9 protein-coding genes are annotated in these 15,539 nt (G+C 43.2%); all 9 read right to left on the reverse strand.

Annotation, left to right across the window (positions count from 1 at the left end):
* Window positions 1-10: 10 nt before the first annotated feature.
* The 9 genes from QM738_RS23370 to QM738_RS23410 all read right to left on the reverse strand — a co-directional run bounded on the left by QM738_RS23370 (window position 11) and on the right by QM738_RS23410 (window position 15,408).
* Window positions 11-493, reverse strand: coding sequence for a protein-tyrosine phosphatase family protein (locus QM738_RS23370; protein ID WP_462279184.1), 483 nt, complete (start codon window positions 491-493; stop codon window positions 11-13).
* 16 nt (window positions 494-509) lie between these two features.
* Window positions 510-3,362, reverse strand: coding sequence for a glycoside hydrolase family 2 protein (locus tag QM738_RS23375; protein ID WP_462279185.1), 2,853 nt, complete (start codon window positions 3,360-3,362; stop codon window positions 510-512).
* Window positions 3,363-3,438: 76 nt separating this feature from the next.
* Window positions 3,439-5,913, reverse strand: coding sequence for a glycosyl hydrolase 115 family protein (locus tag QM738_RS23380; protein WP_462279186.1), 2,475 nt, complete (start codon window positions 5,911-5,913; stop codon window positions 3,439-3,441).
* Between the two features lie 75 nt (window positions 5,914-5,988).
* Window positions 5,989-7,512 carry a glycosyl hydrolase family 28 protein gene (locus tag QM738_RS23385; RefSeq protein WP_462279187.1) on the reverse strand — a complete coding sequence of 508 codons (1,524 nt, stop codon included), beginning with the start codon at window positions 7,510-7,512 and terminating at the stop codon, window positions 5,989-5,991.
* Between the two features lie 69 nt (window positions 7,513-7,581).
* A complete protein-coding gene (locus QM738_RS23390) occupies window positions 7,582-8,673 on the reverse strand; it encodes a hypothetical protein (RefSeq protein WP_462279188.1) in 1,092 nt (363 codons plus the stop codon).
* A gap of 15 nt (window positions 8,674-8,688) precedes the next feature.
* The gene (locus tag QM738_RS23395) at window positions 8,689-10,122 is read right to left on the reverse strand and encodes a sialate O-acetylesterase (protein WP_462279189.1); all 1,434 of its coding nucleotides are present in this window, start codon (window positions 10,120-10,122) and stop codon (window positions 8,689-8,691) included.
* Window positions 10,123-12,858: a family 78 glycoside hydrolase catalytic domain gene (locus QM738_RS23400; protein ID WP_462279190.1), complete on the reverse strand. Its 2,736-nt coding sequence runs from the start codon at window positions 12,856-12,858 to the stop codon at window positions 10,123-10,125. It lies immediately after the preceding gene.
* Between the two features lie 29 nt (window positions 12,859-12,887).
* Complete coding sequence (locus QM738_RS23405; protein WP_462279191.1) at window positions 12,888-14,039, reverse strand: glycoside hydrolase family 27 protein; 1,152 nt, start codon at window positions 14,037-14,039, stop codon at window positions 12,888-12,890.
* 28 nt (window positions 14,040-14,067) lie between these two features.
* Window positions 14,068-15,408: a family 43 glycosylhydrolase gene (locus QM738_RS23410; RefSeq protein ID WP_462279192.1), complete on the reverse strand. Its 1,341-nt coding sequence runs from the start codon at window positions 15,406-15,408 to the stop codon at window positions 14,068-14,070.
* Window positions 15,409-15,539: the final 131 nt, after the last annotated feature.

Raw genomic sequence — 15,539 nt, forward strand, 5'->3', positions numbered from 1 at the left:
TGACATGCTTTTATTGTCTTTTCAGCCATTGCAATTGCTCGTCCGTATCGGGTACATTAAGTCCTCGCACCCGGATTATATTATCTATAATATTATTTACACTTGATTGATACCTTAGCAAAATTGCACCTGCGATTATTGACGATCTTCCGATGCCCATCCTGCAATGCACCACAACAGAGTGACCTTCGTTCAATTTTGCTGCTAATAGATTGATCAGAGCATGTACTTTTTCATTACTGTCGGGGACGCCCCTGTCTTTTACCGGGAAATTTATACAGTTTATCCCTTTCTGACGACACAGATGGATTTCTTTTTCAAGACCCAATTCATATATTTCCTCACTTTCGAGCAAAGAAACCAATACACCCACTTGATGATTCTCCAGATTGTTTATTTCATCTTCCAGCCAATCATTGCCCCGGGGCCTGGCCATTATACCCAGCCGGGCATTGTTTTCAAATTGATGTATCCAGTATATTTTTGTGTTCATTCATTTTTATTCCACATTAAAACACATTATCCACTGCAGGCCTGCTATAGGCTTCCTTACTATCGGTTGTTTTAGGCATACCGAAATAAAAATACAAAGTGCGTTGTTTACTGCCGTTCAAATGATTCAGTTCACTTAATGGCCCCAGCGCTTTGGTATTGGTATTTAATCCCGTTGCCAGCTTGGTACCTATTGGAGGAATGCAGTCTAAAAAAGAGATATTACCCACTGGTAATTCAGGATGTGGTTTGGCCGCAGCGCTCAATGCATAAAAATCAAAGAGACGTACAAACAATCCATTGTCCTTACTGGCGATATACAATTTGCCTTCCACGGTGCTTAGTTCCATCCAGTTCACTTCGCCATAATAGCCTTTGAATTCGGGATAAATATGTGGCGCATAACCTGTCTTGGTATCGTTATAAATATTTTCCCACACATTCACTTCAGTGCCTTGCAGGCGGTTCTTCCATTGGCGGTAAGGCCCTTTGCCCAGCCAGCGGCTGCCGATTATATAATTTTCAGGATAGTTGAAACTGATGCCTGCAAATGGCAGGTCTCCATTGGCACTGTATTCATATTCCAGTGTTACCCATCCGCTACTGTTGATCTTCCATTTGGTATATTTCATGTCGCCACTGTACGTAAATTCCACTACCTGATCATTGTTTTCCTTATAGGTTTTTCCTGCAATGACTGTTGCATTGCCTTTTACCAGCACCGGTCCATTGTTGAAGGATAATGTATAATCATTAGAAGTATTTTTTGACGTGACCAGGTTGCCTGTCTTTTTATCTAATGTGATACTTATATCTCCACCGGTGATGGTATACACTGTATCCGTTTCTTTTACACTTACAGCATCTGTTTTTGCTGTAACAAAGTTGCTGATGATGGCTGCATTGGTTTTGATCTTCGCTGTCCATTTGTACAGTTCTTTTCCAAAATTATCTTTTACCACTATCACCAGGGCATCGTAATTTTTATAATCACTGGGCAGGTTCAATTGCAATGCGCCTGTTTTTGTGGCTGCAATATCAGGTGCTGTCGCCGTTCCTTTTTGCTGAACTATATATCCATCAAAGCGATCGAATGGCTTGCTGTAATTTACCAGCGCCCAGTAATACGTGCATTGACTGGCATTTAAAAAATGAAAGCGGTTTTCCAGTTCTACCTGTCCGTTGAAATTAGCAGGCAATTCCAGCGGCAGGTTTAACCTGATGGGTGAGAATATTTGTCGCAGTGCATAAAAACTACCCTCCTTCTCCCTGTGCGGCCCCATGATACCATCATTGGCATTTAACCCGTTGGCATCAATGGCATTGTTCATATCCGTTCTTACAACCGCTTCATCTATCATGGCCCATATAAATCCGCCGGCCGATTTCTGCGACTTCCAGTGCAGGTTCCAGAAATCTTCCATTGCTGCGCCTGCGCCACCATCGTCCTGCGAATGCAGAAATTCTGTTGGCATGTAGATCAGTGAATCATTCAGTATTTTTTGTGTGCTGTAATAATCTTCGTAGTGATTGCAATCAATACCATTGAACTGGTTGCCCGGGCGGTGGTGCGGATGTATCACCGGCCTTTTTTGAAAATCCCATTTTACAAAATCATCATCCAGTTCTTTATTGGTGCCACCTTCATTTCCATTGTCCCAGAAAATAATGGATGGATGATTGAGATCACGCAGCACCATTTCTTTTACCAACGGTTCGCCCGCTTTAGTGGAATACCATTTCTGCCAACCCGCCAATTCGTCCAATACATAAATACCAATGCTGTCGCACACTTTCAAAAAATATTCATCCGGCGGATAATGCGAACAGCGCACTGCGTTCATGTTCATTTCCTTTAATAGTAATGCGTCATTCAGTTGTTGATCATCACTTAATGCCCTGGCTGTTTCCGGCCAGAAACAATGACGGTTGGTACCTTTCATCTTTACTTGCACACCATTAATGTATACGCCCATTCCATACCGCACTTCTATTGTACGGAATCCGAATTTTTCATTCATCTCATACAATTTCTTTCCCGTTGCATCCTGCAACACAATATTGGCATTGTACAGGTTGGGTGTTTCGGATGTCCATGTTTTGATACCGCTTACTGCAGCATTCACTACAATACTTTCATCCGTTTTTGCAACCGGCGCTTTTACGGTGCCGATCACTTTTTTATTAGCATCTGTAATGGTAGTTAATACCACTGCATTTTGTGCCAGATTTTTTGGCCATACCTGCATGGCAAATTTTCCATCCGCTTTTGCATCAATACCAACATAATCGATATACTGCTTCGGCATCGCTTCTAAAAACACCGGGCGAAAGATGCCGCCAAATACCCAATAGTCTGCCAGGCGTTCTGCGTTGTTCACACTGGCATCGGCGCTCATTTTACTTACGGTCACTTCCAGTGTGTTAGGCTTATCAAAATACAGCAGGGAGGTGATATCATATTTAAAACGGTAAAACGCTCCCTGGTGAATGGCGCCGGCGCTTTTACCATTGATCTTTACTTCTGTGTCGGTCATGCTGCCATCAAAAACGATGTTTATTTTTTTATCCTTCCATGAGGGGGCTACTTTAAAACTGTATTTGTACATTCCTTTTTCATCATAAAAACGAAAATTCTTTCCGTTGGTCTTATAATCTCTTCCGTAATTATAATTGCCATAACCTTGTTGTTCCCAGCAACTGGGTACGGCTATTTTTTTCCATTCACCACTGTTGCGGCCTGCGGTGCACATAAAATCCCATTGTGTGGTGTGTTTGGTATCTGTGCCGCTTAAATACTGAATTTGCTTTTGCTGTGCATGTGATCCCAAAACCCACATGCAAATGATCGATGCGATTATTTTTTTCATTTTATATTCTACCGATAAATTGTTCCTGCGGAACAGCATGCAACCGGCGATTTTTGCATTCTATTTAATTAATTTATTAATCTACCTTGTAGATCTCTATTTGTGACAATACGATATTTTTATTGAGCAGTTCAATATTGATGGCGGTAATGCCACTGGTGGTCAATGGCAGGGTTGTTTCACCTGCAGAAAATCCCTGCAACACATTCTCCTTCCAGGTATTGGTCTCTGCTTCGGCATTTACATTTACGGTTTGTGCAGCGCCGGTATTGAATGAAACACTGTATTGCAATAATCTTTCTTTTTCCATTGCAAATGTGGGCAAACATTTTACCACGATGGTGTAAGTGCCCGCATTCAGTTTTGTTTTATAAGCGATACTGGCTTTTGCAGCTGAAGGACTAAGGCCTGCGCCACTTACACCTACTCCATTCAATAGTGTGCAACCTGCAACCGATTTACTGTTGTACAATTGCTGTGCTGTAACAATGGCCACCCGCTGCCCTTCGCGGTACTGTTTTTTGGTCCATACAGAATCGTTGGCTGGTTTCAGGCTGTCGAGCACAGGCGGCGCATTAAATACTTTTTGATTGCGGGGCTTCCAGTCCATCATGCCGTTCCATTTGCCCAGTGCCGTAAAGCGGTTATACCTTTCCGTTATCTCCTGTATGATATTAAAATGCTGTTGTGCCATCTGCAGGTATTCTTTTGCTTCTGCAGCCTGGTTTTGTTGTAAGGATAATTGTGCCAGTTGCTGGTACAATATCTTCCTGTTCAGCAGGGCAGCCCCCTGTGCAGGGTATTTTATCAATTGGTAAAAGGCATCCGTTAAAGTGGCCGGTATCTTTGCTGCACAACTATTCATCATATCTTCCAGCTTTTGATAGGCTTCCAATCTTTCATTGATCTCTTTCGCAGTGAATTTCAGCATATTCAAATGCTCAGGTTTACCTGCTGCGGCCAGGGAATAATACGATTGTTTTATTGCCGCAATATCATCCATTGCCTGTGTACCAAACGCAGCAGTTGCCCATTGCTTTATATAGGCAGATGCACTAGCGGGATCATAAGTATTGATATCCCATGCCATATCCATTGCAAACTGCATTTCCAGTTCAGCAGGTTTTATATCGCCTACATTGAACACCCATAATTTTTTGGCATTGTAATCATACGCTTTCTTCATTTCATAACCGATCAATGCTGGTGATGTAGTGCTCAACCATAAATAATCTGCCGGGCTGCCCCAATAGGATAAATGATAATACACGCCATTACCGCCACTTCTTTTCTGTTCTGTATCATCGGGGAGTTGACGTATGTAACCGTAATTATCATCAGGCCAGATAATGGTGATATCATCCGGCAGCTTTAATCCGCGCCTGTACAGGCTCAGTACTTCTTTGTAAGGCACAAATATCTGTGGCAGGGCTTCCGGCGCTTTTTTGAAATTATTTTGCAATATCTCTCTTTGATCGGTGATCACTTTTTCCAACAGCTTTACTTTTTCATTGGGATCTTTGGGGCCCGGCATACTGCCATCGTGTACACCACGCATACCTACCGTAAATACCGATTCATAATTCACCGCTTCTTTGATACGATCATCCCAGTATTTATATATCTCATCACGGTTCACATCATAGCGCCATTCGCCGGGTTTCTTTTTGTATTCTTCTTCGTAGGTCTCGGCCCATTCGCATACATTGTTGCGCAACATGGGCTCGCAATGGCTGCCGCCCACCACAATGGCGTAATCATCCGCCACTTTGGGGTTTTGTTTGTAATAATAAAATGCCTTTGTGCAAGGATGCATGGCCGGCCATATATAATTGGCCTTTAAGCGCAATAACAATTCAAACACTTTTGCATAAGTTTTGGGACCAATGTCTTTAATATCTGTATCCATTTTTTTAGCTGCCCAGGGTTGCATGCCCCAATCTTCATCATTGATGAAAATGCCACGGTACTGTACAGATGGTGCAGCAGAGGTATAATTACCGGAAACGAATAGTTGTTGTTTTTTTGCAGGCAACACATCGGCCCACCACACTAATGGTGATACACCCATTGCCCTGGATAAATGAAAAATGCCATAAGCAGTCCCCCTCCGGTCGCTCCCTGCGATCACCAGTAATTTCTTTGCTTTTTTATAAGGCTGATTGATAACAGTGATCGTAAAGCGTTCCCACTGGTCCTTTATTTTCGACACATCCAGTTGTTTTGCTTTTACCAGTTCGTCTATCAATGCTGCATGACCAATAGTGCCGGCAATGATGGCATAATCATCAGCAATATTGCCAGAAGTATTCAGCTTTATTGTTTTGCCCGACACAAGGTTAATATCTCCTGCAAAAGCTTCTGCAGCTATCTGCACTACTTTGGCATCTTTACTATCGTAATAAAAAGCCGGTGTACTGTTATTTGTAAAAAGAGGAAATGCAACTGGAGCATCCTGTTCGGCAACAACAAGGCTATTCTTTGTTTGCGCAAAAACAGTTGATGAAAGGAATATAAACAGAAAGGCCGCTAAAATAAGTCTACGCAACATACAATCGTTTAAAGGTTTGTAAATTAAACCTGCAATATAGTTAATCCGTCCTGTTGCATCCTGCGAAAAAACACGTTATTGCGTCACTTTTCCGTATGTAACCCCGGTAGTGTTATTGATCACATATTCAGGCTTTTCGCCATCGGTACAGGCTACGTTTGTAAACCATATTTTTTCTGCATCATTCACCACCACCCTGGCTTTGGCAGGCAAGGTGATATTGCTGAATTGTATGTTTTTTAATTTATGTACCGGATCAGCAAAGCCGTTGATATCAATAACCGGCTTTGTAAGTGGAGCTTTTGAAAGGTCGATATTCCTGAATGTAAAATTTTCAAAAACAGGAGGCTCAGGTGCTGCTTCACCATCGTTATTATAACTCAATTTTGAAAACACGGTGATCTGCAGTAATTCACAATCAGTAACTGTAACATTTCTTACATAACCGCCTCTTTCTTTGGTGCCTTTTATCTGCATGCCGTTGATCAATGCACCTGCTTTACAATCCTGCACCAGCACATCACTTACGCCCCCGCTCATTTCGCTGCCGATGGAAATACCATGCCCACGGATAAAATCGCAGTTGGTGACACGTACATTAGTAGTGGGTTTAGCTACAAAAAAACCTTCCGGATTTTTACCCGATTTCACGGCGATACAATCATCGCCGGTATCAAAACTGCAGTTGAAGATATAAGAATCAGTAGAAGAATCCGGATCGATACCATCGCCATTGCGGATGCCATAAGTATTGATCACCAGGTTTTGCAGTGTTACATTATCACTGTAGATGTAATGAATGGTCCAGCAGGGCGGTTCCTGTATCGTAAGATCGGCAATACATACATCCTGGCAATTCATCAGGCAGATCAATCGGCCACGGCTTCGTATACCCCTTGCCGATATCATGTCGTTGCCCAGTTTTTTGCCGCCGCCTTCAATAGTACCGCCCCCGGTAATGCGCAGGTTCTTTACATTATAAGACCCGTTGCGGTTCAATGTGCCGGCATTGATCAAACTGGCATAGGTTTCCAGTTCCCAACCTTCAAAACGATTGAGGTACAATGGAAGATAATCCGATGTATCAACAGCACCTTTCAGCACCGCGCCTTTTTCAATGCACAACGTCATATCACTTTTAAGAAAAAGAGCGCCGCTCTCAAAAACGCCTTTAGGGATCAATACCGTTCCTCCAGTGGTACAGGCGTTGATAGCAGCCTGTATGGCTTTGGTGTTTTTGAAACCGGGTTCTGCTTTTGCTCCGTATTGAGTAATGTTAAATATTTTGCCCTTACCGGGTGTTTTGAATTTTAATAACCCGGACGTAAAACCTTTTGCACGAACACTTACAGCATATTGGGTGGATGCCAACAGACCCGTGATAGTATAATTGGTTTTATTGGTGGCACCCACTACTTTGCTGTTGAGCAGCACTTCATATTCAAAAGCGCCGGAAATATATTGCTTATCCCATAAAACGGTCACCTGGTTGGAAGCCAATGTAGCCGGGGCGACCATCAACTTAAACTCTGCCGGTGGTGCGGCTGACACAATCTTTGTAATGCAGAAAATCAAAAAAGTAAAAAGCGTTTTTTTCATACAGTTGATCGTTTACAGGTAAAATTAGTGGATGCACTGCTGCAATTATCCTGCACTGTTTGTAAAGTTTTATTGCCATGCCATTGAACATTTGCCAATAGCATAAAAACGTTTGCCATTCACCAGCATCATGGCGGTATATACAACCGTAAATGTGCCATCTTCTTCTTCAATGGCGCAAAGTGGTGTTCGTGTAAAATGATCCCCGTTCTCCGCCCAGGTACTTTCTTTTCGCTGTACTTTCACCCGGGTCTCTTTTGCCCAGTGTACGCCATCAGTAGAAAGACTGTATCCTATTTCCTGGTCGCCAAATGAATCAAATACCATCATATAGCGCCCATCTTTTAAACGGCTTACCACGGCATTTTCTGTAAAGGTATCTGCGATGGGAATGGGATTAAATCCTTCAGGCATCCTTGTCCAGGGACCGCTGAGCTTATCAGCAAACGCCATTCCATCTGGCCAGGGACCTTTGGGTGTATGATAATGGCCATCGTAAATAGCGTACCATTTGTTATTCACTTTATAGGGAAAGAAAGAAGCGATCGCCTGCTGCCCTTCCCATGCCTGCGAATGTTCATCGGGCTGCAATACAATACTCATATCGGCATAAGGGCCTGCAATACCCTCACGGCCAGGCATAACCGATTTTGCCCGCCATATCCTTCCTTCATAATCATTTCCGGCTATTTCTCCTTTAGTACTGTCGCCGGCACGGTAAGCCACGTAAAAAATATTCCAGGCATTTTCTTCTTCATTAAAGATCACCGTGCTTACCCATACTTCAGAACGTGGATTGGTGGCCGTTCTGCCGGGTATGCTGTTCACAATGGTGGATTGTCTTTTCCAGTTCTCCGCATCAGTACTTGTCCAGTAGGCGATGCGCAGGTCGCGGTGCGGACGGTCGAACATTTCATTTACAAACATGTGATACAGCCCGTTGAGTTTGATCACCTGCCCTGTTTCAAAACCCGACTTATTATTACTTGCGAGCACATCAGGATGCGTACTGCTGATAACAGGCCCTTTATGTTCTGTTACTGTTTTTAATATTTTTCCATTTACAGTTTGAGCCATCAAAACCGTATCACAGCACAATATCATTAAGATAAAGAATGCCGCTTTATGTATCCTGCGGTCGGCCATACAACATTTTATCATCGGCAAAGCATTGAATTATTGAATGTACTGCTGCAGGTCTCTCACTGCAATTACTTTATACTGGTGCTCTTTCATGTACTGCAGAAATTCAGTAAAAACCTGTTCAGAAGTAGTATAATCCGGGTGTGCTATATCAGGCACACCATGAATAGTGAACGCAAGTATCTGTCCCGGTTGCAGGTTCTTTATTGCGGTCCAGGTACGTTCGCCCAGTTTTTCTGTTGAGCCCATTGTATAACTGGGTATCACGAGTGGCGGGTCTTTTTGCGGATCGTAATACTGGCTGCCGCCTGCCCTTGCAAACCGGTAACCCATTTCTTTTAATACCACCTGCGATAATGAATCGGAACGATTGCCCGGGTATGCGAACGAAATGGGTTTGGGGATACCATTCTCTTTGCATTTTGTTTCGATGTAGGAAATCTCTTTTTGCATTTCTTCCCTGTTCATCTTCGTCATGTTCTTATGATGCCCGGTATGATTGCCGATCTCGAATCCCTGTTTATATAATGCAGCGATCTGCGGCCATTTCATATAATACACAGAATCGCCGGGAGCTTTATAAGGCATTTCGCAAACAAAGAAGGTAGCATCAAAGCCAAATTTTTTCAACAGCGGCGCCACAATGGTATATTGGGAAATTTCGGCATCATCAAAACCCAGTGCCACCACAGGTTGCAGCTTACCCTTACCTTTTTGCTGTAATTGCTTCATGGCTGCTGCATAACGTTTGCCCAATTCTCTTGCAGATGCCGTATTGAAATGCAGGTGATCCCCTTTATCAGTAAGGTCTTTTGCACTGGCAACAGCTGTTAGCGGCATTGCCTGTGGCAATTGATTGATGACCGCATTGATATGATCTTCTTTATTGAAATAACCGATCTCCCCGGCAATAAAAGGTACTTGTGGCTGTTGAAGATCATTGCGCAGCCTGTTGATCAGTGCTTTTAATTTTTCTAAATAAACAGTCGCTTTTGCAGTATCATTATCCGATTCGCCCTGGTGCCAGAGAATACCCTTGAGCACACCACGTTGCATAGCTATTGCAGTTCTTTTGATCGCATCATCGTAAGGATGCGCCGCAAAATATTTTGCGCCCGGCTCCCAGACTTTAATGGGCGAGCCGCCCCATGCACAGGGAATCAATCCTATTTTTATTTTGTTATTACCCTGCAGCATTTCATTGGCAAAACTTATAGCGGGGCCTACTGCTGCAATATCCGGTTTATCAAAATGAACAGGGTTTTTTGCCGGCACCCAGTTATTGAGGGAATCCAGCATCCATATCTTTTCATTTATTTTCTTGCTGTCTTCATCAAGCGGACCTCTACCGGCCATATTCGATTGACCTATGAGCAGGTACAAATGAAAATTACTGTCCACGGCCTGTTGTGCTTTTATAGGCAGCATCACAGTCATCAACAAAACAGCTGTTAAAGATCGTTTCATTTATTTGCCATTATAATTTGTACTGAATTCGTATTTGCCGGAACCCACTTTTACCACCAGGTATCCTTTTTCTTTGCCGGTGGTTTGTATTGTTTTGGATGCACTGAGCGGTTGCCCACTTTCCATTACTTCATTATCGCCCTGTACAGGAACGTAGATAGTTGCAGTGGTATTAGCAGGTATCTCGGTCTGCAATATCAATTTGCCATTGGCTATTTTCCAGGAAGAGATCAGTTTGCCGTATTGCGTATCATAAGATGCGGCCACATCTGTAAAACCTCCCCCGATATGCGGCTGTATGCGTACCTGTTTGTATCCCACTGTTCCATCTTCGTTGTCAATGCCCGCCATCACACGGTACATCCAGTCGCCGATGGCGCCATACGCATAATGGTTAAAGGAATTCATGGTCACTGCTTCAAATTCGCCATTGGTGCGGATACCATCCCAACGCTCCCAGATGGTGGTGGCGCCTTTTGTAACAGGATATAACCAGGATGGATATGTCTGCTGCAACAAAAGCGTGTATGCGACATCGGTATATCCGTAACGGCTCAGCACATGGCATAGATAAGGCGTTCCTAAAAAACCTGTTGTCAGGTGATTTCGATACTCCCGTATGTTTGCCACCAGCCTGTCCGCCGCCTGTTGCCGTAAAGCCTCCGGCAACATATCAAATTGCAGGGCCAGCACATAAGACGTTTGTGTATTGGACATCGTAGCGCCATTTGCCGTTGTGTATTCTTTCAGAAAAGCGTCTTTTATTCTTTGCAGCAAAGCAGTATAAGTTGCCACATCTTCATTTTTGCCCAGCACTTTCGCAGCGTTGATCAATAATTGAGTGGAATTGGCATAAAAACATTGTGCGATCAGGTATTTATTGGTGATCGCTGATTTACCATCGTTATCATCTGCCATGGTATAAAATAACCAGTCGCCAAAATGACTGCCTTTATTCCACAGATCGTTGGTGCTTTGCGATTGCATATAACCCACCCAGGCCTTCATACTGTTGTATTGATTTTCCAGTATGCGTTTATCACCATACACCAAGTACATCTGCCAGGGAATGATAGTAGATGCATCTGCCCAACCGGCACTGCCACCCGCTGCCCAGCCTTTATCACCCAAAGGATTGGGGATAACATGCGGTACACTACCGGTGCTTACCTGGTCGAGTGATAAATCTTTCAGCCACTTGGTGAAAAAATTATTTACACCTCTTAAAAAAGTCGCGGTGCGGAAGAAAGCCTGTGCATCACCCGTCCAGCCCATGCGTTCGTCCCGTTGCGGGCAATCGGTGGGCACGTCTAAAAAATTCCCTCTTAATCCCCACTCAATATTGTGCTGCAGCTGGTTGATCAACGGATCGGATGTAGTAAAACTGCCAGCTTGTTTCATGTCTGAATACAATACCATTGCTGTAAAATTCTCTGGTTTCAGTTCGCCGGGATATCCTTCCAGTTTTGCATAGCGGAAACCGTGAAAGGTGAAATGCGGTTCAAATATTTCTTCTTCATTTCCTTTCAATACATAAATATCTTCTGCCTTTGCGCCCCGCAGGTTTTCTGTATAAAAATTCCCGTTTTTATCGAGTACTTCTGCATGATAGATCTTTACGGAATCTCCCGGCTTGCCTTTTACTTTCAGTTGCACCCAGCCCACGAGGTTTTGTCCAAAGTCGATCACCCTTTCACCTTTAGGCGTGGTGATGATCTTAACCGGCTGGATGGTTTCGTGTTTTTTTATCGGTTCGTTGTAAGCTGCTGCTAAAACAGTTTTTGAAAGATCAGCTGTTTTTACGGCATCCCATTTGCTGTCATCGTAACCAGCCAACGTCCACCCTTTTTTCTCCAGCCTTGCATCAATTGTTTCGCCTGCATAAATACCTGCGGAGCGTATGGCGCCGGTGGATGACTTCCAGCTGTTGTCGGATACAACACTTTCTTTGGTGCCGTCTGCATAAACAATATCCAGCTGGAACAGCAATGCGATATCCGTACCATAAATATTCCTTTTATTGTCAAATGCAAAATTGCCCCTGTACCAGCCGTCGCCCAGTGTTACTGCTATTACTGCTGCACCCTGTTTTAAAAGATTCGTCACATCATAACACTGGTATTGCAGGTGTTTGTTATAACTGGTCCAGCCGGGAGCAAGATAGGCATCACCAACACGTTGCCCGTTCAATTGGGCTTCATACAGGCCATGCGCTGTAATATAAGCGGTTGCAGAACGTACTTTTTTACTATAGGAGAATTGTTTTCTAAATAACGGTGACGCATACGTGCTATCATCAACCCCGGGTACGATCCATTGCGCTTTCCAGTCGGAAGGCTGTAATAATGCCATTTGCCAGGAAGCTGGTTTACTCCATTCTGAGGTATTGCCTTTGTTATCCCATACCCGTACCCGCCAATAGTATCTTTTACCTGCCACCAGCGCAGGGCCATTGTATGTGATATGGGCTGACTGGTCGCTGTTTATTTTTCCCGTCTTCCAGGCACCCTCTCCTTTTACCAATGCAGCAGTTTCTGTGCCTGCCTGTATCTCGTAAGCGGATTGCTGTACATTTCTTTCACCAGATTGTAACTGCCAGCTGAACTGTGGCTGGAGGATATCGATACCAACAGGATCCTGCAGGTTCTCTGTCAAGAGATGATCTGCTTTTAACTGTGCCTGTAACGACAACATTGTAAAGCTGACAATAAGGAAAAGTGAAAATACCTTTTTCATACAACAAGAATGGTTTTAAAATAAATTACTCAATATAGTTTCAGCACCACGATCCCGTGTTTGGGAATAGTAAAACTTTGTTGTTCCCCGAATTGCCCCAGGTCCTGGTGCAGCCACAGGTTACGCAATTTAGTTTTTATTGTGCTGCCAACCTGCTTTGCAGTGATAGTATAATTTTTTTCTTCATTGTCCCGGTTCATGATGGCAATTACTTTTACCTTCCCCTTCTGCATCGATTTCATCCATACTTCTATCCCGTTATCCTGCAGCATTCTTCTTGCCTGCACATCCGTAATATCCTGGTCGATGGCAATAATTTCTTTATTGGTCAAAATTTCCAGTGTCTGTGCAGTCATATTGCGCAGATCATTGCCCGCCAATAATGGTGAGTTCAGCATGCACCACATGGAAAAATGGGTCTTATCCTCATCATAACTCATACCCCGGCCCACCTGCAGCATATCCATATCGTTGTAATGCCCTGCTGATGCATATTTATACAGATCAGCATTTAGATCGATGATCTTTAAGATAGAACTGAACTGCGCCCGGATATCTCCCGATACCCGCCATGAATCTGCTTTTTTAATGGCCCATTCTCCCGGAAATTTCCAGCGGCAAACATTGAAAACAATATCGGGATCGATCGCTTTTACGCTGTCCAGTATCTTTAAATATTCTGTTGCTTCATCCAGTTTCATTTTTTCGCCACCACACCAGTCCACTTTTAAAAAATCATATTTCCATTGTGTAAAGAAAAGTGCACAGTCTTTATTGATATGACCATAAATGCCTGCACCGATACCCAAAGAATCTTTATCGTAAATAGAACCGCAGGTGTTTTTCCCCGCATCTGTATAAATACCCGCTTTTAATCCCTTACTGTGTATGTATGCCGCCAATGACTGCATCCCCGAAGGAAATTTATCCTTATTTACAAAAAGAGCACCGGCAGAATCCCTGCCACCAAAATAGCCATCATCGATATTGATAAAGCTGTAACCGCTTTTATTCATTCCTGTAGCGACCATTGCATCTGCCTGTTGTTGTATCATCTGCTCATTGATCTTAACGCGGAAATGATTCCAGCTGCTCCAGCCCATGATGGGTGGTTTTGGCTTTTGAGCGAATGTAAATAGAACTGCTCCTAAGCAAACGATGATGCAAATTATCCTGCGCATGGTATCTTTTATTTTCAGTTAAAATTATTTATATCATCACTATCCTGGCAATAGAAACCATATCGCCTTTGCTGCCGGATAAATCTCCTTTTTTATTTTTCCAGTACCATCTTTCACCCAACACTGTAATGGTAATGGTGTAAGTATCTTTTTTAAGTACCGGGCTAAGATATTTCAAACCTACCATTTGGTATTTGGCATACATGTCCACTGTTCCCGTCAATATTATTTCCCCTTTGCTGTTTTTGATGGTAATGCCTGCATATCCGCCATCTGGCCGGGCTAAACCGTAAAATCCTATTTGCGTTGCTTTTGCTGTAAAAGAAAATGAAGCATTTTTCTCATCGCTGCTCATAGTGGAAAGCGCACCCTGTACCCAGTTACCGAGGTATCCGTTAAGTTTGTCCGCAGCAATTAATTTACCAGGTTTTATTTTTTGCGAAGATATTCTGCCGGTCGAGAGATCAATGCTCCATGCCCCTTCATATTCAGGTATTGCAATATCATAACCTTTCACGGTCAAAGGTTGCCAGATATAAGTTGCTGCAGAAGCCTGTTTGGGAAACGACCAGCGGTCACCCATAAAAATATAATGGGTCTCTTCTGAGCCTTTTATTGGTAAAACAAATGTAGTTTGCGAGTTCCAGGTAAGTGTACCCGGTGGCGCAATCAATCCTCTTTTCGTCCATGGTCCATTTAATGATGTTGCCGTAAAATAATAATTATCATTCCTTTCCCATCCTGTAAGATCAGACCCTAAAAAATAATACAAACTATCTTTTTTAAATATTGCCGGTGATTCAAATCCCTTTTCAAATGCTTTACAGGTTTGTTCGCTGATACTTTTATAATCATTGCTGAGTTTATAAATATCTCCACCATGTAATAGTATATATCCAGTACCATCTTCGTCCTGGAAAGTGCCCATATCCCATTTTTTTACCGGCTTACCATTCAACAGTAACGGGCCCTGGAAAATATAAGGGCCAGTTATTTTTTCTGCAACAGCATATCCCACATAGGGGATTATATAGCCCATTGTATCTGCATGCATGTACATGATATATTCTCCTGTGGCAGGGCATTGCATCACTTTAGGGCGCTCGCCTACGCCGTTCCTATCCAGCTTGCCTGTTGCCTGCACCGGTAATGCGATGCTTTCAAATTTCCAGTTGTACAGGTCGATAGAAGAATAGCAATTGAAGCCTGCAAATGCATTACTGGTATCTGTGTGCCTTTCTCCAAACAGGTAATAGCGATCTTTTTCTTTTACAATATTGGCGCCATGTGCACTTACGATATTTCCCTGGTCATCGTACCAGGGTACACCTGAATAAATGGCATTTTGTTTTTGTGCGGTAGAAGACATTGTGCCTGTACATAAAAAGAACAGTAGCCATAGGAACGGCTTCTTTGTTTTGCAAACCAAGATAACGGGGGTATGCCAACACTTCATACAGCAATGATTGAGTGTAGTAAAAATATTTATTTGTGGTAAAG

This window comes from Ferruginibacter sp., from assembly GCF_049840995.1.
Taxonomy (GTDB): domain Bacteria; phylum Bacteroidota; class Bacteroidia; order Chitinophagales; family Chitinophagaceae; genus Ferruginibacter.